Origin of the sequence: Herbiconiux sp. L3-i23 (genome assembly GCF_023734115.1) — a bacterium.
Taxonomy (GTDB): domain Bacteria; phylum Actinomycetota; class Actinomycetes; order Actinomycetales; family Microbacteriaceae; genus Naasia.
Genome location: NZ_AP025737.1, coordinates 921,311 through 943,976, shown reverse-complemented (window position 1 = coordinate 943,976; position 22,666 = coordinate 921,311). Strand labels below are relative to the sequence as shown.

The following is a 22,666-nucleotide window of genomic DNA, read 5'->3' as shown; positions in this document are numbered from 1 at the left end:
TGGAGCTCTAGAGGAGGTGGGGACGGGCCCGGCGCCCGCTCGTGAGGAGCGCCGGGCCCGTCCTGCTTCGAGGGCGGTGGGTCAGCCGAGGCTGTCCTGAACGGCCTGCACCGAGGCGGCCGCCTCCTCCGGAGTCTGGTCACCGGTGGCGACCGCGGCGAGCGCGTCGGCGACGGCCTGGTCGAGCGCCGGGTCCTTGAAGTAGCGGCTGTACTGCACCTGCGGCAGCCAGTCGTTCACGAAGGTGTTCCAGATCTCCTCCTGCTTGTCGCTCGTGAACTCGGACGGCGCGAGACCGGTGACGGCCGGGACGTCGTTCATGGTGTCGACGAGCTTCTGCGCCCCCTCACCGGCGATGAAGTCGGTGAGCACCTTGCAGGCGAGGTCGGGGTTCGCGGAGTCCTTCGAGATGCCGAGGGCGACGTCGATGCCGCCGACGAACTGCGACTCCGGCGCGCCGCCCGGGATGGTTGGGAAGAGGAAGGGCTCGTAGCCCTCCATGCCGACGGACAGGGGCGGGATCGACGACTGGTCCTTCGTGGGGTCGGACTGTTGGATCCACCAGGCGCCGAGCGGGATCATCGCCGCGTTGCCGGCCTCGAACTGGTTCGCGCCCGACGGGTAGGCGTCGAGCCCGATGGCGCCGTCTTGGGCGATGCCGTCGGTGAACAGCTTGCCCCAGTAGTCGAACGCTTCGACGATCTGCGGGTCGGTCCACGATCCGGTGCCGTCCTCGGCCTCGTAGACGAGTCCGGGGGCGATGTTGTTCGCGATCTGCAGGAACACGACGTTGCGAAGCCACGAGTCCTTCGCCGGCAGCAGGAAGGGCGCGTAGCTCTCGCCCTGCAGCGCGGTGGTCGCCGCGGTGAGTTCGTCCCAGGTGGTGGGGACGGCGACGCCCTTGGCATCGAGGATCTCGGTGTTGGCCCACAGGTTGACGGTCTGGGTGAGGATCGGCAGGGCGTAGAAGTTCTCGTCGCCGTCCGGGTTGCCCATGCGGGCCTGGTCGATGCCGATCGGGTAGAACTTGCTCTGCCAGTCGTCGCCCCACGTGTCGACCGCGCAGTCCTGCAGCGGCATGAGGTAGTCGCGGTACTGCTGGGTGAGGGCGCCGGGCTGCAGGCCGACGATGTCGGGCATGGTGCCCGAGCTCGCGCGGGTCTGCAGGTCGACGATGTACTCCGGGTAGTTGAAGATCGTCGCGTCGATGGTGGTGTCGGGGTTCGCCTCGGTGAAGGCGGCGATCATGGCCTGGGTGGTCTGCTCGACGGGGCTCCACGAGCGGAAGGTGACGGTGTTCGCGTCTCCTCCGGTGGTGCCGCCGGACGCGCCGCCGGCACAGGCGGCGAGCGAAATGCCGACCACCGCGGCGCCGGCGATGACGGCCGTTCTGCGCAGCTTCATTGCTGTGTCCTCTCTACAACTGTGTATGACGAGCCTCTTGGGGCTCGTGGCCGCAACGTTACGACTCTTGCCTTTCCCGCCTCACCGTTTCGGGACTGCTTCTGCCCTAGTTTTTCTCCTTCTTGCTTTCCGGCAGCGAACGGCTTTCGATTACGCAACCCCAGCCGACCCGGCGGGCTCGCTCGCTGCGCAGCGGTGAAATCGATTCGACGACCGGTAGAGTGCCACCACTTCAGTTCCACGGAGAGGACGGTCGATGGCGACGATCTACGAAGTGGCGGCCCGCGCAGGCGTGTCGCCCGCCACCGTGTCCCGCCTCTTCAACGGCTCTTTCGTCTCCGCCGACAAAGCCGACTCGATCAGGAGGGCTGCCGCGGAGCTGAATTTCACGCCCAATCGCACGGCACGACGGTTGCGCAAGCAGTCGTCGGAACTCATCGCTCTGCTGATCCCCGACGTCGAGAACCCGTTCTTCACCGCCCTGGCCCGCGGCGTCGAGGACAGGGCGCAGCAGGCCGGCTTCTCACTGGTGCTCTGCAACACCGACGACGATCCCGGCAAGGAGGAGCACTATCTCGACATCGCGGCGTCGGAGCAGATGGCGGGCGTCATCCTCACGCCGACCGCGGGCGAGGTGGATCTCGGCGCCATCGCAGCACTCGGGCGTCCGGTGGTGGCGGTCGACCGCACGACCCCGTACCCGGTGGATGCGGTCAAGATCGACAACAGGGCGGTCGGTATCGCCGCGACCGGCGCGCTCTTCGACGCGGGATTCCGCCGAGTGGCGTGTATCGCCGGGCCGGCCGGCATCGAGGCGACCGAGGAGCGGTACCTCGGCTGGCGAGAGGTCGCGACCGCCCGTGGCGGCGGCGACCTGGACGGATTCCTGCAGCATGCGAATTATCGGGTCGATGGTGGGCGCAGCGCGATGCAGCGGCTGCTCGAGTTACCCGTGCCGCCCGACGCCGTCGTCACGACCAACAACCTCATGGCCGTCGGCGCACTCCAGGTCCTCGCGGAGGCGGGGATCTCGCCGCGGGAACTCGGTGTCGCCGTAGTCGGCGACCTGCCCTTCACCACTTTGACTCCGGATGCGGTCGCTCAGGTGCACCTCCCCGCGAGGCACCTCGGAACGACCGCGGCGGCGATGCTTCTCGACCGTATCGGGGGCGACTCCCAGCCTCCCCGCACCGTCGTGCTGCGAGGAGAGCTCCGCGCGGGATAGGCCCGCAACCGGGCCCTGACCGACCCCACCGCGGAATCGATATCACGGCTACAGAACGCCCCACACTGGGGCGCGAGGAATCTTTCCTCGACCTCTTGACGAAATCGATTTCTTGCAATTCACTGTCGTCAACCGATTCTCAACGAAGAGAGGACGCACCACGACATGTACCGACGCTCCCGTTCGCTCGCGGCAGTCGGCGCGGCTACCGCGCTCACCGCCGCTGCCCTGGTGGGCTGCTCGAGCAGTCCCGACTCCTCGACCGACGGCGACTCCCTTGAGGTCGTCTACTGGAACTATGGACCCGCCGCCGAGGCCGGGAACCAGGCGACGGCCGACGCCTTCACCGCCGCCAACCCCGACGTCGATGTGACCCTCACCCCTGTGGCGGGTGAGAACTGGGGCACCTACTACGCGAACGTGGCAACGCTCATCGCCGGCGGCAAGAAGCCCGACCTCATGCTCATCTCCGGTGAGGGGGCGCAGTTCGTACACAGCAACGATCTCGTGCTCCCGATCAACGACTACCTCGATGAAGACCCGGAGGCCGAGGCGCTCATCGATGACATCGCTCCAGGACTGGTCGACGGGTTCACCGTCGACGGCGACATCGTCACCCTCACCAACGCGTGGAACGACATGGTCGTGTACTACAACACTGATGCCTTCGCTGCCGCCGGCGTCGAACCTCCGAGCGCCGACTGGACGTGGGACGACTTCAAGTCCACTGCCGAGCAGCTGACGGCCGACACCGACGGAGACGGCACGTCCGACCGTTACGGCTTCACCTGGGCGAGCAACGAGATCTTCCCCGGCATCATGCCCTGGGTCGCCAACGCGGGCGGCAACCTGACGAGCGACGACGTCTGTGAGGCGACCGTCGACACAACCGAGGTCACCGAGGCGGTCACGTTCCTGAAGACCCTGATCGACGAGGGGACGGCGCCAGCGCCCATGCCGATGAGCGACGTGTTCACCCGCTTCCAGAACGGGCAGATCGCGATGTTCGGCGCCGGTCGCTGGCCGATCGGCACCTTCGTGCCAGCCGGGTTCACCGCGTTCGACGTCCAGCTGTATCCGTCGGGCGAAACCTACAAGACCGTGTTCGGCGGGTCCGGTTACCCCATCCTCAAGTCGTCGGCGAACCCGGATCTGGCGTGGGAGTACCAGAAGTTCACCGTCAGCGACGAGATCGAGCAGCAGTACGTCGGTACCCCGGATGCACCCGGCGACTCGATCCCGTCCCGACGGTCGATCGCCGCGACCATCAGCGAGGTCGGAGTTCCGCCGCAGAACTCGGACCTGTACTACGCGAGCATCGACGATCACGAGACCCTCGTGCCCTATCCCGCGCCTGCGAAGTACAGCGAATTCGAGTCGACCGTGCTCCGCTTCCTGCAATTGATCTTCGCCGGCGAGACTCCGGTCGCGGACGGCCTCGCCGACCTGCAGACCGAGCTCGAGACGATCGTCACCTGCTGACCCCGGCACCGATCGACCAGGCAGATCGATGACCACCAGCACGCTCCGCAGGACCGGGGACGGCGGCGACCTCGCCGTCGCCCCCGGGCCGCGGCCCCGCCCTCGACGTCGTGGCGACGGCAGGGCGGCGGCGGCGTTCCTCGCGCCGTCCGTCATCACCTTCTCGCTCTTCGTCCTCATCCCTGCGCTCGGCGTCATCCTGCTGAGCTTCTTCGACTGGAACCTGCTGAGCGACGGCACCTTCATCGGTGCCGAGAACTTCCTCCGGCTCGTCGGCGACGCGCGACTCTGGTCGGTCTACGGGTCGACCGTGTTCATGGCCGTCGCGATCCTCCTCGTCAACGTCGTCGTGGGCCTTCTGCTCGCGGTGCTGCTCGAGGTGCGGATGCCGAGATGGGTGCGCGGCGTATTCCGGCTGTCGTTCCTCTTCCCGTTCGTCGTCTCCTCGTCGGCGGTGGCCCTCATTTGGCGCTTCCTGCTCAATAAGGACCTGGGGCTCGTGAACTACTGGCTCGGCCTCGTGGGTATCGATCGGATCGACTGGCTGGGCTCGTCGGTATTCGCGCCGATCTCGGTCATCATCGTCAGCTCGTGGAAGACGATCGGCTTCTCGATCCTCATCTACATCGCAGGCTTGCAGGCGATCCCGAACGAGTTGAAGGAGGCGGCCATCATGGACGGTGCGAACGCGTGGACTCGGTTCTTCCGCATCACACTGCCGCTGCTGTCGCCGACCGTGTTCTTCCTGATCGTCATCAACACGATCAACTCGTTCCAGCTCTTCGCGGAGCCGCGGGTGCTCACCCAGGGCGGCCCGGGCGACTCCAGCCGCACGATCGTGCAGTACATCTACGACCAGGCGTTCGGCAACTTCGACCTCGGCTACGCGTCGGCGATCGGCATCACGCTCATGGTCGTGCTGATCGCGTTGACTGCGATCCAGTTCCGCCTCTCTCGCAGATGGACCTTCTACGGATGATCGAGACCGCACTCCCCCGGTATTCACGGCGCCGGCGCCGTGCAGCGTCGCCGTTCGCCTCGATCGTGAGCTTCGCCATCCTGGTGGTCGCCGCTCTCGCGATCGCCGCTCCGTTCGTCTGGATCTTCCGCGGCGCCCTGTCCGGAAGCGACGCCGAGCTCTACCGACTCCCCCCGACGCTGTTCATCGAGAACCTGACCCTCGCGAACTTCGGCAAGGTCACCGAGCAGGTTCCCTATATCCAGTTCATCGCCAATTCGCTGATCGTGGCGACGACGGTGACGGCCGCTCAGCTCATCACCTGCTCCACTGCGGGCTATGCGTTCGCTCGGCTGCGATTCCGCGGCAAAGATGCGATGTTCGCGGTGGTCATCGGGTCGCTGATGATCCCCATCCAGGTGACCATCGTGCCCCTGTTCCTCGTGATGTCGAAGCTCGGCCTCACCAATACTTTGTGGTCGCTGATCCTGCCCGGCATCTTCAGCGCCTTCGGCGTCTTCCTGCTGCGGCAGCACTTCATGTCGCTGCCCTACGAGCTCGAGGAAGCCGCGAAGATCGACGGGGCGGGTCACGCCCGCACCTTCTTCCAGGTGATCCTGCCTCTGTCGGGTCCTTCGCTCGCGACACTCGGCATCCTCTGCTTCACCTACTGGTGGAACGACCTGCTGCTGCCGCTGGTGATGATCAGCGACACCGAGAAGCAGACGCTGCCGGTCGGTCTGGTGCTGCTCGCCGGCCGCTTCTCGACCGGATCGCTCGGCACCATCGCCGCCGGCATCACGCTCGCGATCATCCCGGTGCTCGTGGTCTTCATCGCCGCGCAGCGCTACGTCGTCCAGTCCATCGCGTCGAGCGGGTTGAAGCTCTGATGTCGGCGAAGACAGGTCTCGACACCTTGCTCGACTCCGGCGTCGGCGAGCGCGGGCTGGCCGCGCTGCTTCGCTTCGCGGCACTGGCCTACTGGCGAGAGCTCCCCCGCGCTCTCGTCGCCGGCGCGGTGCTTCTGCTCGCCGCGGCGCCGCCGCTCATCGCTGCCGTCACGGCCGCTCCCGGCTGGCTCGTCGCCCTCGCCGCGTTGCCGATCGCGCTCGCCGCGACGGGTGCCGCCCGTTTCGCGGCGACGCTGGCGAGGGGCGACCGAGCCCGACTCCGGGATCTTCTCGCCATCGACCCCGTCCTCGCGGCGGTCGGCGTGGCCGCGCTGGTCCTCTGCGCGAGCGCCCTAGACGCACCGGGAGCGTCTCCCCTGGCCGGGGCGATCGGGGCGGCGATCCTGGTCCTCGTCGCCCCGATGGCCGTCGGGTACGGAGCGGTTCGCGGGCGGCGCGGGTTCGCGGCGGTCCGTGGTGGCCTGATCCTCATCGCGTTCCGCCCGTCATGGGCGCTCACGCTGGCCGCGATGGCCTGCCTCGGCGGCTTCGCCGTGGTCGCCACCGCCGGAGTGCTCGCCGTCGTCGTGCCGACGCTCCTCCTCGTGATCGTGGCCGGCGCCGTGTCGAGCCTTCTGCTCACCATCGAGCGCATCCAGGCGGGTCCGTGACGACCGGGCCCCTTCGTCCGCATCGCATCCCTGTTCTTCTCGACCGCCGCGCGGCGTGCGCCTGGTGCGCCGCGCGGCCCTACCCGGAGGGCGCCCGCCCGTGACAACCTCAGCTCAGAACCTCGCCGCGCCTGCGGTGTCGGCGCTCGGTGCGCCCGAGTGGTGGGCCTCGTCCCGCCGCCGCGTCTTCTACGACGCGCACACCCCCGACTGGACGGACCCGTACCAGCGCGGCGGCGTCGCCGATCCGAGCTTTCCGGTGCTCCGCGACGTCGACCCGGAGACCGACATGGCGGTGCTCGCGGACGCCGGCGCCGATTCGGTGGTGCTGTTCGCCAAGTGCCAGTACGGCAACGCCTACTATCCGACGGACGTGGGGCGACGGCACGCGGCGCTGCGCGGTCGCGACCTTTTCGGCGAGCATCTCGCGGCGGCGCAGCGACGGGGGATGCGGGTCATCGCGTACTACTCGAACATGTGGGACACCGCCGCGGCGGGCCAGCATCCGCAGTGGCGGCTCGAACCGCTTCCGTCGCGCGGGAGCACGGGCCGGTGGCCCGCCCTGTGCCTTCTGAGCGGGTACCGGCGCCGCGCCCTCGATCAGGTGCGGGAGATCGCGCGCCGGTACCCGATCGACGCGCTGTGGAGCGACATCCTCACGGCGGGACCGTGCTCCTGCCCCCGGTGCCGCGCGGCGTTCGCTCTCGAGTACGGCCGGGACATGCCCGAGGATCGGGACGACGAGGGCTGGGTCGACCTGGTGCACTTCTCCCAGCGCACCATCGGCGACTACCTCGCCGAGCAGAGGGCGGTGCTGCTCGAGGAGCGGCCGGACGCCGCCCTCATTCCGAACTTCTACGCCACGACCTTCGTCGACGCGGTGCTCGGTCTCACCACCGGGCACCTCGACCTGGCCGATATCGGCTCGAGCGAGGGATACACCGACTGGCACGGACTCGGCTTCCCGAGTTTCGCGGCCTCGTACATCCAGGCGGGCATGCTGGGGCGGCCGAGCGAAGTGCTGGTGAGTCGCTTCGTGCACACCTGGGACTTCACGTTGCGCTCCGAGGCGCAGCTGAGGTTCGAGGCGTTCACCGTCGCGGCGCGCGGCTCCACCGTGACCGTCGACGACCAGCCGGGTGGCACCGGAGCGATCGATCCCCAGGTCTACCGGAGGCTGGCGCCGGTGTTCCGCCGGATCGCGGAACGGACCCCGTGGTCGGTGAACTCCCGCCCAGAGCGCTACAGCGCCCTCTGGGTGGGGCAGCGCGCCCGCGAGGTCGAGAGCGCGACCGGCGCCGCCGAGGCGCCGAGCATCGGCGAGCAGTCCGCGCAGTTCCCGCCGAGCGAACGGCGCGACTCCCCGAGCGACCTCGTCGCGGCCGTCACGGGCAGCTACCGCGCGCTCGTCGAGGCGCACCTTCCGGTCGGGCTTCTCGACGAGCGGGCGAAGAGCCTGGCCACGCTGGGCGAGCATCGCGTGCTGGTCCTGGCGGACCTGCTCACGCTCGGCGACGACGAGTTCGTGGCGATCGAGAGATTCGTGCGCGCCGGCGGCGGTCTCGTCGTCACCGGAGAGCTGGCCGTCTCACGAGAGCACGGCTCGCCGATCGGAGCCGCCGCGCTCACCCGGCTCCTCGGGGTGGAGTACGGGGATCGAAGCGGCTTCAGCTACCCGTATCTGCGCATCGCCGACGATCTCGCGGGCACCGCCGGCGGCGCGACCATTCCCCGGACGATCCCCCACTACGGTCGCGTGCGCGCCCTGCACCCGGTCGGTCAGGGCTCCCGGGTGCTCGCGCACCGCACCGACCCGGTGCTCGAGACGGACGACGCCACCTACTGGCACAACAACCAGCCGGCGCCGGGGCTCCGCACGGAGGTGCCCGTCATCGTGGAGAGCCGGTACGGGCAGGGCACGGTGATCGTGTCCGCCGCGCGACTCGGCAACAACCACGCGAGGCTCGGGCACGCGGCGTACGGGGACCTGCTCGCCGCACTCGTCCGTCGCGCGGCGGGCACCGCTCCGTCGGTGGGGATCGTCGGATCGCATCGCGCGACCGAACTCGTCGTCGGCGAGGTCGGGGACGCCCTCGTCGCGCACCTCGTGACGGGGTACCCGGTGGCGCGGCTCGACATCCCGGCGGCGCAGCAGCCGGCGGCGATCGAGGATGTCGCGTCGATCGCCCGCCTGACGCTGACGGTGCCGGAGCGCATCGTGACGGCGGCGAGGATCCGCGACGGCCGGGAGGTCGACCTCGGCATGGTCCCGCACTCGGGCCTCGTGGAACTCACCGACCTCGACGACTGGGAGACCCTCGTCTTGCGCTGAGCCGACCCGGCGGGTGCACGGATCAGGAGTTCGTCCACGGATCAGGAGTTCTGGACGGATCGCTCCTGATCCGTGTGCGAGTTGCCCGGTTTTCGGCCGGATCTCCTGATCCATGCACACGAAAGGGCGGGAGACGTCGACCGTCTCCCGCCCTCCGCACGTGCGGACTACTCCGATCAGAGTCGCGGAGCGGCTCCCGTCAGCACTCCAGGGAAGTACTTGCCGGTGATCTTGCCGCTCTCGACGGCCTCCTCGTTCGCGAGACGCGCGGCCTCCTGCTCACGGGCGACCTTCTCGGGGTCGCGGTGAAGCGACGCTCCCTGCGCGAGGAGGAGGTCGGCGACGACGGGGTACGGCACCTCGCGGGGCTGCTCGTCGCGCAGCGCCGACGAGGCGGCGAGCGCCCCGGCGGCGTGCCCGATGCCCATCGCACCACCCTGGGTGCGCAGCGAACCGTGAGCTTCGTGCGTCGCCGAGATCGCGCGTCCCGCCATCACGAGCCCGTTGAGTCGCACCGGGATGAGGGTGCGCAGCGGGATGTCGTACGAGTCCTGCGGGTCGGCCCAGACGCCGCCGCCCTGGTACCCCTCCTTGCCCTTCAGGTTGTGGATGTCGACCGGGAAGTAGCCGCGCACCACCACGTCGTCGTGCTTGCGGCCGTAGAGCACATCCTCACCGGTGATGACGTACTCGCCGGTGATGTGGCGGGACTCGCGGATGCCGACCTGCGTGCCGGTGCCCGCGAGGTAGGCGTTCTCGAATCCGGGGATGTGCTTGATGATGAACCGCGACAGCGACATCACCTGGCGGCGCCCATCGATCTCGCCCTGCGTGATCGACTCGGCCGACCGTCCGTCGACACCGGCGATGCGGGTCGAGTTGAAGTGGATCAGTCCCGGGTGGGTCGTCGTGAGGAACAGGATCGAGTCGCGGCCGAGGTAGAGCTCCTCGCTCGCGAGCCCCTCGGCGACGAGGTCGAGGAAGCCCTGGCCCACGAAGTGCGTCTGCTGCAGGTCGTCGGCGAACGGCTTCAGTGCGACCATCTCGGAGGCCCACTCGAAGTCGTCGAGGTGGTCGTCCATGTACTGCTTCAGCCGCTCGGTGTCGACGTTGCCCATGTCGAACATGAGCGTCGACGGCTGCGAGACGCCGAAGTCGTTGCCGACGGTGTGCTCGGCTCCGGCGAGCGCCGCGACGTCGCCGTCTCCGGTGGCGTCGACGACGACCTTGCTCGAGTAGGCGGTCTTGCCCGACTTGTTGGCCACCTCGACGCCCGTGAGGGTGTCGCCCTCGACGAGCACATCCGAGACGAAGGAGTGGAAGAGCAGGTCGACGCCCGCTTCCTGCAGCATCTGGATCGCGGTCCACTTGTAGTACTCGCGGTCGTAGAAGCCGAGGTACGCGCCGCTGCCGTGCGGGTTGGTGCACCGCAGGTGGCCGGTCGAGCCGCCGGCGACGCGCATCCGCTCGACGAATTCCTCCGGGATCCCGGCGATGACGCGCTCGTCACCGAAGTGCATCGGCGAGATCGGTCCGAGCCAGGCCGAGGTGGCCATGCCGCCGACGAAGCCGTAGCGCTCGATGAGCAGGGTCCGCGCGCCGGCGCGTCCGGCGGCGATCGCAGCGATGAAGCCGGAGGGGCCGCCGCCGCAGACGATGACGTCGTAGTCGGTGTTCGCTCGTGTCATGAGTGGTCTTTTCCTTCGTGAGGTTGTCGACGCGGGGCGCCTGTCGGCGCCCCGCGTCGAGGGTGATCAGTTGTAGTTCTCGGCGACCTGGTCGAGCTGCTCGGCGGCGTCCGCTCCTTCGAACACGACCCGCTGACCCGCGGTGACGAGGGCGTCGGAGAGTTCGCTGAAGTTCGGCGACACCGGGTTCGGGCGGCCGAAGTCGACGACGTAGTCGCGCCAGGTGGCGAGCTCCGCCGCGTTCGGCAGCGCCTGCACCTCGGCCGAGTCGTAGACCGAAGACAGCACCGGCAGCACTCCCGCCGCAGCGAACTTCGCCTGCGATTCGGCCGACGTGTAGTACTGGATGAAGTCCCAGGCGGCGTCGGCGTCGGATGCTCCGGCGCCGATGGCGAGGGTCTGCCCGGCGACCGGCGTCTGCAGCGGCGTGCCCGCCGTGTCGGACGGCATGGGCACGGTCTGCAGGTTCTCGCCGATCCCCTCACCGGAGCGGGCGGCGCCCACACGGTAGGAGCCCTCGATCGCCATCGCGATGGTGCCGGCCTTCACGCCGTTCACGACCTCGTCGGCACCCATGCTGAGCACCTCGTCACCGAACGCGCCCTTGTCGTGCAGCTCGGTGAAGTAGTCCATCGCTTCGACACCGGCGGTGTCGTTGAAGACCGCCTCGTCGCCGTCGAGGATCTCGCCGCCGTTGCCCCAGGTGAAGGGGATGAACTTCTCCATGAAGTCGGCGCCGAGGCCCGCGTTGCTGAAGCCGACCGCGAGTCCGGTCTTGCCGGTCTGCTGCAGCGCCGCCGCAGTGTCGCCGAGCTCGTCGAGCGTGGTCGGCACCTCGAGGCCCGCCTGCTCGAGCAGGTCGGCGCGGTACCAGAGCAGCCAGGCCCTCGTCTCCCACGGCATCGCCATGATCTCGTCGTCGAAGGTGACGCCGTCGACCGGGAAGAGGTAGTCGTCGCCGAGCTCGTCGAGCAGCGGCTGCGCGTACTCGGTCATCGGCTGCACCGTCTTCGCCGCGACGTGCGTCGGAAGCTGGTTCGAGTAGATGTTGATGAGGTCGGGGCCGTTGTTGCTGGCGGTCGCCTTGATGACCTCGGCGTCGATCTTCGCGTAGTTGATCGACCGGACCGTGACGGTGATGCCGTCGCTCTGCTCGTTGTAGGACTCGACGATGTCCTTCAGCGCCGCGCCGCGAGGGTCGTCGGGGCTGTTGGGGTCGAGGAACGTCCACATCTCGAGTTCCTTCGCACCGTCGGTGCCGCCGCTGTCACCGCCGTCCGATGCGCCGCCGCAGGCGGCGACGGAGACGGTGAGTGCTGCGGCGAGTGCTGCGGCCGCGACGTTGCGGACCATGCCTCTTCTCATGGGAGGGCCTTTCTCTCGTTGTTCTCTGGTGGTTGGGGTGGGAGGGCGGGCGTCAGCCCTTGGTCGCACCGGCCGAGAGGCCGGCGACGATTCGTCTCTCCATGAGCACGAAGACGAGGATGATCGGGATCACCGTGACGACGACCGCCGCCGTGAGCTGACCCCAGACGACGCCGTACTGGGAGAGGTAGTTGTAGAGACCGACGGCGACGAGGCGCCGTTCGTCGGTCGAGATGAGGGTCGAGGCGATGAGGAAGTCGTTCCAGACGTAGATGAACGAGATCACCGCGGCGGCCGCGACGCCGGGGACGGCGAGCGGGAAGATCAGCTTCGTCATGACCCGCCAGTGCGAGGCGCCGTCCACTCGGCCGGCCTCCTCGATGGAGTCCGGGATCGACTCGAAGAAGCCCTTCAGCATCCAGATCACCGTCGGGATCTGCCACGCCGTGTAGACGATCACCATGATCGCGTAGCTGTCGTAGAGCCCCAGGTTGACGGCGATGAAGTAGAGCGGGACGAGGATCGCGATGCCCGGGATCATGCTCGTCATCAGGATCAGGAACATGCTCGCCGTCTTGCCGCGGAACCGGAATCGTGCGGCGGCGTACGCTCCGAAGATCGCGACGATGATGGTGGCGACGACCGTGAGTCCCGCGACGAGCAGCGTGTTGCCGAGGTAGACCGGGATCTTCGACTCGAACAGCACGAGCCGGTAGTTCTCGAAGGTGAACTGCGCGGGGATCCACCCGCTGTCGCTGAGGGTCGCGCTCTCGGACTTGAACGAGGTCGACAGCCCCCACAGAAGCGGGATGATCGCGAACAGCGACGCGGCGACGAGCCCCACGTAGGTGAGGGGGTTCGGCTTGCCTCGGCGGCGGCGACGCCTCGCGGCGGCTGTGCGGGCGGTGGCGCCTGCGTCGGAGACGCCCGCGTGGATGGGGTGGGCGGGTGCGGTGAGGTCGGTCATGACTTGTCGCTCCTCAGGAGTCGGATGTACGCGGCGCCGAAGATCACGTTGAAGGCGAAGAGCACCACGCTGTAGGCGGCGCCGAGGCCGAGGTTGAAGAACTCGAAGCTCTCCTTGAACGCGCCGAGCGAGAGCAGGTTCGTGCCGCCGAGCGGCCCGCCGCCGGTGAGCGTGTAGACGAGGGTGACCATGTTGAAGTAGAGGAGGGTCAGCTGGATCGCGACGACGAACAGGGTGGGCTTCATCAGCGGCAGGGTCACCTGCATGAAGCGGCGGAACGGTCCGGCGCCGTCGACCTCGGCGGCCTCCTTGAGCTCCTCGGGGATGGTCTGCAGCGACGCGAGGCAGAGGATCGTGGCGAGCGGGTAGCTGATCCACACGTTGACGACGATGAGCAGCACCATCGCGAGCACCGGGTCGGCGAGGAAGTCGACGCGGTTGCCGCCGAGCTCGCCGAGGCCGAGGGGTCCGTAGTCGGGGTTGACGAGCCACTTCCAGAGCAGCGCGGCGACGGTCTGCGACACCACCCACGGCAGCAGGATGAGCACACGGAACACCCGCCGGAACGCGACCTGTTGGTTCAGCAGGTTCGCGAGCCCCAGACTGAGCGGCACCGCGAGCAGCAGCGACCCGATCACATAGACGAGCGAGAGCCCGATCTGGCCGAGGCCCTCGCCGGTGGTGAAGATCGGCAGGAAGTTCTCGAAGCCGATGAACTCGCCGACCTGCATGTAGCTGGTCTCGTGCAGGCTGAGGTTGATGGCGTACGCGATCGGGAAGATCGACACGATCGCGACGACGACGATCGAGGGCAGGATGAGGCCCCACGCGAGTCCGGCGGGCGCATTCGCCGCCGCTTTGCGGCGCCGTGCGGACGAGGGGGTCGGCGGCGCGGGCGGAGGCGGGGGCGTCTGCCGGACGGGCGGACGCTTCGTCTCGGCGGGATGATGGACGACGGTGGCCATCTGATTCTCCTTACGGGTGAGGGTCAGTAAGCGCTGGTGGCGTTGGCGATGTCGGAGTTCACCGGAGGGACGACTCGACGGGGGCCGCGGCGGCGATGGTCGCCTCGATCCGCTCCCGCAGGTCGGATGCGGGTTCGTCGATCGCCATGCGACAGCGGCTGTCGGTGATGACGCCCTGCAGCTGCAGCGACAGCTTGAGGCCGGCGATGCTCGGCCCCAGCACGGGCACGATCTCGTTCACCCGGTCGGCCGCCGAGTCGACATCGTCGGAGCCGTCCGCGATCGCGTCGACGAGCCGGGCGAAGGGCTCGGGCAGCGACGAGGAGACCCCCGAGACGACTCCGTGACCACCCACCGCGAGGATCTCGCGGAGCAGGCCGTCGTTCCCGGAGAGCAGTGTGCGGGGGGTGCTGAGCGCGGCGGCGACAGCGCCGAGATAGTCGGTGCCCGCGATCGAGATCTTCGCGCCGGCGAGGTCGAACTCGTCGATGAGGGCGGCGGCCTGCTCGGGGCTGACGTGCACTCCGGTGCGGTCGGGGAAGAGGTAGAGGTAGATCTCGGCCTGGGGTGCCGCGGTCTTCGCGGCGGCGATCTGCCGCCGAACCCCCACGAGCGTCGCCGGCATGTAGAACGGGGTGAGCACCGACAGCCGCGTGATGCCGAGCTCGACGGCGTCGCGGGCGAGCACCGCCGTCTCGTGCGGTGAGGCGGCCCCGACGTGGGCGATGACCCGGTCGGCGCCGGCGACATCGACCGCGGCGGCGAGGTTCGCGCGCCGCTCGGCGACACTGAGCGCCGCGAACTCCGCGGTGGTGCCGTTGACGAAGATCGCGTGCGTGCCGCCCTCGAGGGTGTGGGCGTAGATGGCGCGGGTCGATTCGAGGTCGACGGCCCCGTCCGCGTCGAACGCGGTGGGGGTGGCAGCGATCAGAATGGGCGTGGTCATCAGCGACCGTCCTCCTTGTCGTCGACATCGTCGACCTCAGCGAGCCCGTCGATGAGAGTCGACCGGGCGTAGGCGCTCAACAGGCGTGAGCGTGAACCGAGCAGGTGTTCCTGCAGGCTGACCGACGCCTCCGAGACCTTGCCCGCGAGCATCTGCTCGTGGATCTCGACGTGCGATCGGTACGACGGGCCGAGGTCCATGTCCTCGGCGGTGGTGAGTTCGAGCAGGGCCGCGAAGGTCGGCTCGTACTGCTTCCAGATGCGACGCAGCCGCGAGTGGTCCGCGATCTCGTAGAAGCTGCTGTGGAAGGCCATGTCGGCGTGGGCGAACGAGAGGTGATCGCCGGCGGTCGCCGCGCGCTGCATCTCGGCGAGAGGTCCGAGGGCGAGCTGCCAGGCGTCGGCACCGGCGTTCGAGGCGAGGCGCAGGGCCATGACCTCGATCGCTTCCCGCATCGAATACAGCTCGTCGATGTCCTTCACCGTGAGGCCACGGACGAACGATCCGCGGCGCCTGCTCTCAACCAGCCCTTCGGCCTCGAGCGAGACGAGGGCGTCGCGGATGGGGCCTCGACTCACGCCGAACGTGGTCGACAGCTGGGCCTCGACGAGGTGCGTGCCGGGACGCAAGCGACCGCTCACGATGAGCACCCGCAACTGCTCTAGCACCTGATCACCGAGCACTTGTGCTCGTGGGGCGACCACATCGGCGGCGAGACCCTGCCATGCGTCCACGTCGACTCCTTCGTCTTCGTCGGTAGGCTTCGTCAGCGGTAGACGGCTGACGGTTAACCGTGAACCGAAGCTAGGTCGGCCCTTTGGAGACGGTCAAGGGACTGGCACCGCATTCGTCGAAGCTGTAAAGACGAAAGCAAACGAAAGAACGGTCATGACAGAGTGGTCAGAAACCCCGCCCGCGGCGACGCGCCGCAATCAGATCCGCGCCATCATCGAGCGCGACGGCTTCGCGAAGGTCTCGACTCTTAGCGCGCTGTTCAAGATCTCCGAGGTCACGATCCGCGCCGATCTCGAAGCACTCGCCGCTCGGCACGTGATCGAGCGGGTGCATGGCGGCGCCGTCGCCGCATCGGCGAGCGGATTGCTGGGGCACGCCGATCCGCGGGGCGCGCGCACCGATGCGGAGCGCCGCAGGAGGATCGGCGTCGCCTCCGCCGCGATGGTGTCGGATCGCGAGTCGGTGCTGTTGAGCGCGGGCAAGACGACGGCGGCGATCGCTCGCGCTCTCGTCGACCGTCGTGACCTCGAGGGCGTCACCGTGATCACCAACTCGCTCAGCACCGCGCTCGAGCTCGAGCCCGCCGCCGACCGGTTCACGGTCGTCGTGACGGGCGGCACCCTCCGCAAGGGGCAGCACGCACTCGCGGATCCCATGGGTCATGCCGTGCTCGACCGGATGAGCGTCGATGTCGGCTTCATCAGCTGCGACGGGGTCGACGCCGAGGCCGGAGTGACGAACATCGACCTGCCCGACGCGGAGATGAAGCGGCGGATGCTGATGGGGTCGGCGCACCGCATCGTCGTCGCGGAGGGCTCGGCACTCGGCACCCGCCAGCTCAGCCGGGTTGTCCCGCTGTCGGCGGTGCACCGCGTCATCACCGACTCCGATGCCGACGCCGGGCAACTCGACCGCCTCCGCGCAACCGGCGTCGGCGTCACCACCGCCTGACCCGGCACACGAACCGGAACCCGGTGATCCGACGACTCCGGACCCGGTGATCGGACGACTCCGGTGTGTACGGATCAGGACGGTGTGCACGGATCGGGAGATGCGTCACGGATCAGGATCATTCCGCGGTCGGATGCGGCGTGTCGGCCGCACCGATCCTGATCCGCGCACGCGGTTCGGGCCCGGTGGCGACGGGATGCGGCGCTAGGGTTCACTCACGATGGCGACGATCTACGAAGTGGCGGCCCGCGCCGGGGTCTCCCCCGCGACCGTGTCGCGCGTGCTCAACGGCACCGCCGTCGCCGCCGACCTCGCCGAGCGGGTGCGATCGGCCGCCGCCGAGCTCGACTACACGCCCAACCGGTCGGCGCGATCGCTGCGCCGGGCGCATTCGGAGCTCATCGCCCTCGTCATCCCCGACATCGAGAATCCGTTCTTCACCGCTCTCGCCCGCGGCGTCGAAGACGTCGCGCGCGAGGCCGGATTCTCGGTCGTGCTCTGCAACACCGACGACGACCTCGCCCGCGAGAGCGACTATCTGCGCGTCGCCCTCGCCGAGCGGATGGCGGGCGTCGTGCTCGCGCCGGCATCCGAGCGCAGCGATCTCTCCGGCCTCGTCGCCGCGGGGCGCCCCATCGTCGCGGTCGACCGGGCGCCGCACGAGCACTCCGTCGACATCGTTACCGTCGACAACGTCGCCGCCGGTCGGCACGCGACCGAAGCGCTCATCGCCCGCGGCGCGCGGCGGATCGCCTGCATCACCGGACCAGCCGGTGTCGACACGGCCGACGGACGCGCCGAAGGGTGGCGTGCGGCCCTGACCGAGGCCGGTCTCCCCGCCGACGAGTCGCTCGTCGTGCGCTCGGACTTCCGACAGGGCGGCGGGCGCGAGTCGATGGAGGCCTTGCTCGCGCGCGGCGCGCCCGTCGACGCGGCGGTGATCGCGAACAGCGTCATGGCCGTCGGCGTCGCCCGTGCCCTGCGCGGCGCGGGTCGCTCACTACCGCTCGCCGTCATCGGCGATCTCCCGATCGGCTTCGACGCGCCCGACGACCTGATCGCCCTCCCACTGCCGGCGCGCGAGCTCGGCGCGAGCGCCGCCCGCCGACTGCTCGAGCGGATCTCCGGCGACGTCGAGCCGGCGCGCTCGCTCGTCCTCCCCGCCTGACCCACCGGCGAAGGCCCCCTACCTCGGGGCAGACCGTGTTCGACGCTTGCGCGAGAAATCGATTTCTGACAGCCTTGCGGCATCGCGGATCGAGGAGGAACGTGTGGCCGAAGCAGTGACGCTCGGTGTCGACATCGGCACGTCGAGCAGCAAGGGCGTCCTGGTCGACGCGCGAGGCGCGATCCTCGCAACGGCCACCCGTGAGCACTCCCCCTCGCGGCCGCATCCGGGCCACGTCGAGATGCCCGCCGAGATCTGGTGGGACGAGTTCGTCGCCATCTCGCGCGACCTCCTCGCCGCCGCACCCGACGCCGAGGTCACCGCCGTCGGCGTGAGCGGTATGGGCCCCTGCGTGCTGGTCACCGACGAGCACGACGAGCCACTTCGCCCGGCGATCCTCTACGGCGTCGACACCCGCGCGACGAAGCAGATCGCGGCGCTCACCGACCGTTTCGGCGCCGACGAGATCCTCGAGCGCTGCGGCTCGGTGCTCACCACGCAGGCGGCGGGGCCGAAGCTCGCCTGGATCCGCGAGAACGAGCCCGAGGTGTGGGCCGAGGCGAAGCGCCTCTACATGCCCGCCTCCTTCCTCGCGAACCGTCTGACCGGCGCCTACGTGCTCGACTTCCACTCGGCGAGCCAGTGCACGCCGCTCTTCGACACCCTCGCGCTCGAGTGGTACCCGGCGTGGGCCGATGAGGTCGCGCCAGGGCTCGAGCTGCCGAAGCTGGTCTGGCCTGCCGACGTCGTCGGCGAGGTCACCGCCGAGGCCGCGACCCTCACGGGGATCCCCGAAGGCACGCCGGTCGTCGCCGGCACCATCGACGCCTGGACCGAGGCCATCAGCGTCGGCGCCCAGAACCCCGGCGACCTGATGCTCATGTACGGCACCACGATGTTCCTCATCTGCACGGTCGAGCAGCCGGTGACGACGCCGTCGATGTGGGGCACCGTCGGCGCCTTCCCCGGCACGAGGAACCTCGCGGGCGGCATGGCGACCTCCGGCGCGATCACCGGCTGGCTCCGCGAGCTCTACGGCTCCCCCCGCTTCGAGGACCTCGTCGAAGAGGCCGCGAAGTCGGGCCCGGGCGCCCGCGGGCTGCTGATGCTGCCGTACTTCGCCGGCGAGCGCACACCGATCCAGGACCCCGATGCCCGCGGCATCGTCGCCGGGCTCACGCTGAGTCACGAACGCGGCGACCTGTACCGCGCCGCGCTCGAAGCGACGGCGCTCGGGGTGCGTCAGAACGTCGCCGCGATGACCGCAGCGGGTGCCCCCATCGAGCGGATCGTCGCCGTGGGCGGCGGCACCAAGGGCTCGCTGTGGACCCGCATCGTCTCCGATGTGACCGGCCTGCCGCAGGTGATCCCCGAGAAGACGATCGGAGCCTCGTACGGCGCCGCGTTCCTCGCCGCCACCGCGCGCGGCGACGTCGACATCGACGCCTGGAACCCGCCCGCCGAGACCGTCGAACCCGACCCCGAGGCAGCGGCGTCGTACGACGAGCTCTTCTCGCTCTACGAGCAGCTCTACCACTCGACCGCCGACATCGCCCACGCACTGGCCGAACGCCAGCGCCTGGCCGACTCCTGACGTACCGAAGAACCGAACTAGGAAGAAGGATCCATGTCCCCGTACGCCCTCCCCGTGACCGCAGAACGCCCCACCGCGGCACCCAAGACGGCCTACCTGATCTCGAGCGGCGACCTCCGCGAGTCGGCCAACACGGCCGGGTGGCCGACGCAGGCCGCGATGGAGGAGGCCATCGGCACGGCCTTCTCGAACCTCGGCTGGAGCATCGTCCGCGCCAACGAGGTCGACCCGTCGACCGGGCACGGCTTCATCAGCAGCCAGCGCATGGGGCTCGAGGTCTTCAAGAACATCCCCGACGACGCGCCCCTCATCGTCGCCGAGTCGGTGTGGCAGTACAGCCACCACGTGCTCGCGGGCCTCCGCACCCACCGCGGCCCCATCCTCACCGTCGCGAACTTCGCGGGCGAATGGCCGGGGCTCGTCGGGCTGCTGAACCTCAACGCCGGTCTCACCAAGATGGGCGTCGACTACTCGACCATCTGGAGCGTCGACTTCACCGACGACTGGTTCGTGTCGGGCATTACCAGCTGGGTGGAGAACGGGTCGATCAGCCACGACAGCTCGCACGTGCGCGACCTGCCCGCCCTTCCCGACTCCGCGGAGAAGGAGCTCGGTGACGCGATCGCCGAGCAGCTGCTGCGCGACAAGGCCATCATCGGCGTCTTCGACGAGGGCTGCATGGGCATGTACAACGCGATCTTCGACGACGAGCTGCTGAACCCGACCGGTATCTACAAGGAGCGCCTGTCGCAGAGCGCGCTGTGGGCCGAGATGCAGAAGGTCTCCGACGAGGAGGCGAAGGCGATCGGCGACTGGCTGCTCGAGAAGGGCATGACCTTCGAGCTCGGCACCGACGAGGCCACCGAGCTGACCCAGGCGCAGCTGAACTGGCAGTACAAGATGTACATCGCCGCGTTGCGCATCGCCGAGGACTTCGGGCTCGACGCGGTCGGCATCCAGTACCAGCAGGGGCTCAAGGATCTCGCTCCCGCGAGCGACCTTGTCGAAGGCCTGCTCAATAACGTCGACCGTCCGCCGGTGACGAGCCGCGACGGCTCGCACGTGCTCTTCGAGGGCCGCGCGTTCCCGCACTTCAACGAGGTCGACGAGGGTGTCGCCGTCGACGCGCTCATCACCGACCGGGTGTGGACCGCGATGGGTCTCGACCCCGCGAACACCCTGCACGACGTGCGCTGGGGCGAGACCTATGGCGACGACTTCGTCTGGGTGTTCGAGATCTCCGGATCGGTCCCGCCGTCGCACTTCGCCGACGGATACAAGGGGGCGGTCGGCAAGCGGCAGGGCCCGGTGTTCTTCCCCGCCGGCGGCAGCACCATCTCGGGCGTCGCGAAGCCCGGCGAGATCGTCTGGTCGCGCGTGTTCATCATGGATGGCGCGCTGCACGCCGATATCGGGCGCGGCACCGCCATCGAACTGCCCGCCGAAGAGACGCAGCGCCGGCTCGACGCCACGAATCCCGAGTGGCCCATCCAGCACGTCGTGCTGCACGGGGTGAGCCGCGATCAGCTGATGGCGCGCCACAAGGCGAACCACGCGCAGGTCGTCTACGCACCCGACGCCGAGACCGCCGACAAGGCGCTCCTCGCGAAGGCCGCCGTGTTCGACCGCCTGGGCATCACGGTGCACCTCGCGGGCGACGTCAACATCTGAGCCTCGGCCCGAGCTCGTGCGCTCGGGTCGGCCCGGGCTGGTGGGGGCTCGGGCGGCTTGAGTGGGCCCTGGCTCGGGCTGGGCTGGTGCACGGATCAGGAGATTGTGCGCGGATCAGGACTCGAGCTGTGCACGGATCAGGACCGAGCCCGCGACACGCCGAGGATTGCGCCCAGATCGGTCCTGATCCGCGGCAGATCTCCTGATCCGTGCGCCTGCTCCTGATCCATGCACACCTCAGCGGGCCGGGTGTGCACGGATCAGGAGTTCCGGCCGAAAACCGGGCAACTCGCGCACGGATCAGGAGGATTCGGGCCGGTTCTCCTGATCCGTGCACGAACTCCTGATCCGTGCACCCACCGGCTCGGGAGGGCCAAAGTTGGGCGCGCCCGCGGCTGGTCAGCAGGTCGAGGGTTTCGGGGTGCCCGCGAGGGCCGCGGCGAACCAGGGCATCAGGGTCGGCAGGGCGCGGTCGGCGACCATGCCGTGGTTCGTGTCCGGCAGGGGCAGGAAGGTCACGTCGGCGCCCAGTTCGCACTGGCGCTTCGCGAAGTCGGCGGTGCTCGACGGTCGCACCAGCTCGTCGCTCTCGCCCTGCGCGATGAACACCGGTCCGGGCAGCGCCTTCTTGCCCGGGGAGTTGGCGGACAGCATCTGCGCCCACGGCTCCGTCTCGGTCGGCGAGGCCTTCAGGAACCCGCCGATCAGTGGTGTCGCGATGTCGTGCAGCTCGCTGTTCTGTCCCAGCAGGCACAGGTCGCTCATCTCGCCGACGACCTGCACCGCCGCGGGCGTGAGGATCGTGTCGAGGTCGCTGCCCGGCAGGTCGGCGTACACCTCGGAGTACGCCTGGAACGCGTACGCCCCGATGGTGACTCCCGACACGTCGTCGATGTCGTCCTCGAGCAGGGTGCCGAGGTCGGCGGCGGGCGCCGCGACCCCCGTCGCGACGAGATCGAACTCGGGGGCGTAGGTCGCTGCGAGCTCGGCGGCGAACAGCGCCGCCTGGCCGCCCTGCGAGTGGCCCCACAGCAAAAGCCGGTCGCCGAGGTCGCCGTCGCCGAGGTCGTCGTCGAGCTGCTTCGCCGCGCGCGCGATGTCGAGCACGCTGTGCCCCTCGGTGACCCCGACGAGATAGGAGTTCGGGCCCGGCACGCCGAGTCCCGGATAGTCGGTCGCGACGACCGCGTATCCGGCGCCGAGCGCATCGCCGACTCCCTCGATGAGGAGGAAGGGATCGATGCCGACGGACGGCGCGCACCGAGGTGCGGCTCCGGTGGTGGGATGCGCCCACGACAGTACGACGCGACCGCCCTCGGGGGCGTCATCGGCGGGCACGGCCACGATGCCGGACGCGGCGATGAGCCGGTCGTCGAGGTCGGTGGTGAGGTAGACGACCCGCCACGCGTCCGCCCCGTGCGGCGCGCCGCCGATGCGCTCCTGCCGGATCAGGTCGCCGGGCGCGGCACCGTCCGGAATGTCGACGGCCGCGTAGAACGGCTCGTCGAGCTGCCCCTGCTCGTAGTCGCGCAGCTCCGCTTCGACCGCCGAGCACGCCGAGAGGCTCGACACGGCCGCGATCGACGCGGCGACCCCGAGGGCGAGGACCCCCCGCGCGAGTCTCCTTCGAGGGCGGGCGGCGGCGGGTTCCATG

The 22,666-nt window shown here is 69.1% G+C and carries 18 protein-coding genes; 10 read left to right on the top strand and 8 right to left on the bottom strand.

Translation table 11 applies throughout. The features are described 5' to 3' along the window. Positions 1-81 precede the first annotated feature (81 nt). Positions 82-1,404 carry an ABC transporter substrate-binding protein gene (locus NGH83_RS04420; RefSeq protein ID WP_251857857.1) on the bottom strand — a complete coding sequence of 441 codons (1,323 nt, stop codon included), beginning with the start codon at positions 1,402-1,404 and terminating at the stop codon, positions 82-84. 256 nt (positions 1,405-1,660) lie between these two features. Here NGH83_RS04420 and NGH83_RS04415 point away from each other — a divergent pair, with 256 nt between their 5' ends. The 6 genes from NGH83_RS04415 (at position 1,661) to NGH83_RS04390 (ending at position 8,962) form a co-directional block, all read left to right on the top strand. Beyond that, on the top strand, positions 1,661-2,629 hold the full coding sequence (locus NGH83_RS04415; protein WP_251857855.1) for a LacI family DNA-binding transcriptional regulator: 969 nt from the start codon (positions 1,661-1,663) through the stop codon (positions 2,627-2,629). Between the two features lie 165 nt (positions 2,630-2,794). Continuing rightward, positions 2,795-4,111: a sugar ABC transporter substrate-binding protein gene (locus NGH83_RS04410; RefSeq protein ID WP_251857854.1), complete on the top strand. Its 1,317-nt coding sequence runs from the start codon at positions 2,795-2,797 to the stop codon at positions 4,109-4,111. Between the two features lie 28 nt (positions 4,112-4,139). After that, positions 4,140-5,090 (top strand): carbohydrate ABC transporter permease, encoded by a 951-nt coding sequence (locus NGH83_RS04405; RefSeq protein WP_251857853.1) that lies wholly within the window; start codon positions 4,140-4,142, stop codon positions 5,088-5,090. After that, a complete protein-coding gene (locus NGH83_RS04400) occupies positions 5,087-5,959 on the top strand; it encodes a carbohydrate ABC transporter permease (RefSeq protein ID WP_251857852.1) in 873 nt (290 codons plus the stop codon). Before NGH83_RS04405 ends, NGH83_RS04400 begins: the two co-directional genes overlap by 4 nt. Then, positions 5,959-6,630 carry a hypothetical protein gene (locus NGH83_RS04395; RefSeq protein WP_251857851.1) on the top strand — a complete coding sequence of 224 codons (672 nt, stop codon included), beginning with the start codon at positions 5,959-5,961 and terminating at the stop codon, positions 6,628-6,630. Before NGH83_RS04400 ends, NGH83_RS04395 begins: the two co-directional genes overlap by 1 nt. A gap of 100 nt (positions 6,631-6,730) precedes the next feature. Continuing rightward, positions 6,731-8,962 (top strand): alpha-amylase family protein, encoded by a 2,232-nt coding sequence (locus tag NGH83_RS04390; RefSeq protein WP_251857850.1) that lies wholly within the window; start codon positions 6,731-6,733, stop codon positions 8,960-8,962. A gap of 176 nt (positions 8,963-9,138) precedes the next feature. Here NGH83_RS04390 and NGH83_RS04385 read toward each other — a convergent pair whose 3' ends face one another. The 6 genes from NGH83_RS04385 to NGH83_RS04360 form a co-directional block, all read right to left on the bottom strand. Continuing rightward, positions 9,139-10,650: an FAD-dependent oxidoreductase gene (locus NGH83_RS04385; RefSeq protein ID WP_251857849.1), complete on the bottom strand. Its 1,512-nt coding sequence runs from the start codon at positions 10,648-10,650 to the stop codon at positions 9,139-9,141. Between the two features lie 66 nt (positions 10,651-10,716). After that, positions 10,717-12,003 (bottom strand): extracellular solute-binding protein, encoded by a 1,287-nt coding sequence (locus NGH83_RS04380; RefSeq protein ID WP_251857848.1) that lies wholly within the window; start codon positions 12,001-12,003, stop codon positions 10,717-10,719. 64 nt (positions 12,004-12,067) lie between these two features. After that, entirely contained in the window at positions 12,068-12,982 is a 915-nt protein-coding gene (locus NGH83_RS04375) for a carbohydrate ABC transporter permease (RefSeq protein ID WP_251857847.1), read from the bottom strand. Continuing rightward, entirely contained in the window at positions 12,979-13,947 is a 969-nt protein-coding gene (locus tag NGH83_RS04370; protein WP_251857846.1) for a carbohydrate ABC transporter permease, read from the bottom strand. Before NGH83_RS04370 ends, NGH83_RS04375 begins: the two co-directional genes overlap by 4 nt. A gap of 58 nt (positions 13,948-14,005) precedes the next feature. Next, positions 14,006-14,893, bottom strand: coding sequence for a dihydrodipicolinate synthase family protein (locus tag NGH83_RS04365; RefSeq protein ID WP_251857845.1), 888 nt, complete (start codon positions 14,891-14,893; stop codon positions 14,006-14,008). Continuing rightward, positions 14,893-15,627, bottom strand: a complete 735-nt coding sequence (locus NGH83_RS04360; RefSeq protein ID WP_251857844.1) for a GntR family transcriptional regulator — start codon at positions 15,625-15,627, stop codon at positions 14,893-14,895. The genes NGH83_RS04365 and NGH83_RS04360 overlap by 1 nt, the downstream gene beginning before the upstream one ends. A 154-nt stretch (positions 15,628-15,781) precedes the next feature. Here NGH83_RS04360 and NGH83_RS04355 point away from each other — a divergent pair, with 154 nt between their 5' ends. The 4 genes from NGH83_RS04355 to NGH83_RS04340 all read left to right on the top strand — a co-directional run bounded on the left by NGH83_RS04355 (position 15,782) and on the right by NGH83_RS04340 (position 21,012). Then, positions 15,782-16,579, top strand: a complete 798-nt coding sequence (locus NGH83_RS04355; RefSeq protein WP_251857843.1) for a DeoR/GlpR family DNA-binding transcription regulator — start codon at positions 15,782-15,784, stop codon at positions 16,577-16,579. A gap of 220 nt (positions 16,580-16,799) precedes the next feature. Continuing rightward, positions 16,800-17,747 (top strand): LacI family DNA-binding transcriptional regulator, encoded by a 948-nt coding sequence (locus NGH83_RS04350; protein ID WP_251857842.1) that lies wholly within the window; start codon positions 16,800-16,802, stop codon positions 17,745-17,747. A gap of 103 nt (positions 17,748-17,850) precedes the next feature. Further along, positions 17,851-19,341 carry an FGGY-family carbohydrate kinase gene (locus tag NGH83_RS04345; protein ID WP_251857841.1) on the top strand — a complete coding sequence of 497 codons (1,491 nt, stop codon included), beginning with the start codon at positions 17,851-17,853 and terminating at the stop codon, positions 19,339-19,341. Between the two features lie 33 nt (positions 19,342-19,374). Further along, positions 19,375-21,012, top strand: a complete 1,638-nt coding sequence (locus tag NGH83_RS04340; RefSeq protein WP_251857840.1) for a fucose isomerase — start codon at positions 19,375-19,377, stop codon at positions 21,010-21,012. 399 nt (positions 21,013-21,411) lie between these two features. Here the strand turns inward: NGH83_RS04340 and NGH83_RS04335 are convergent, their stop codons facing one another. Continuing rightward, positions 21,412-22,665 (bottom strand): alpha/beta fold hydrolase, encoded by a 1,254-nt coding sequence (locus tag NGH83_RS04335; RefSeq protein WP_251857839.1) that lies wholly within the window; start codon positions 22,663-22,665, stop codon positions 21,412-21,414. Between the last annotated feature and the right edge of the window lies 1 nt (position 22,666).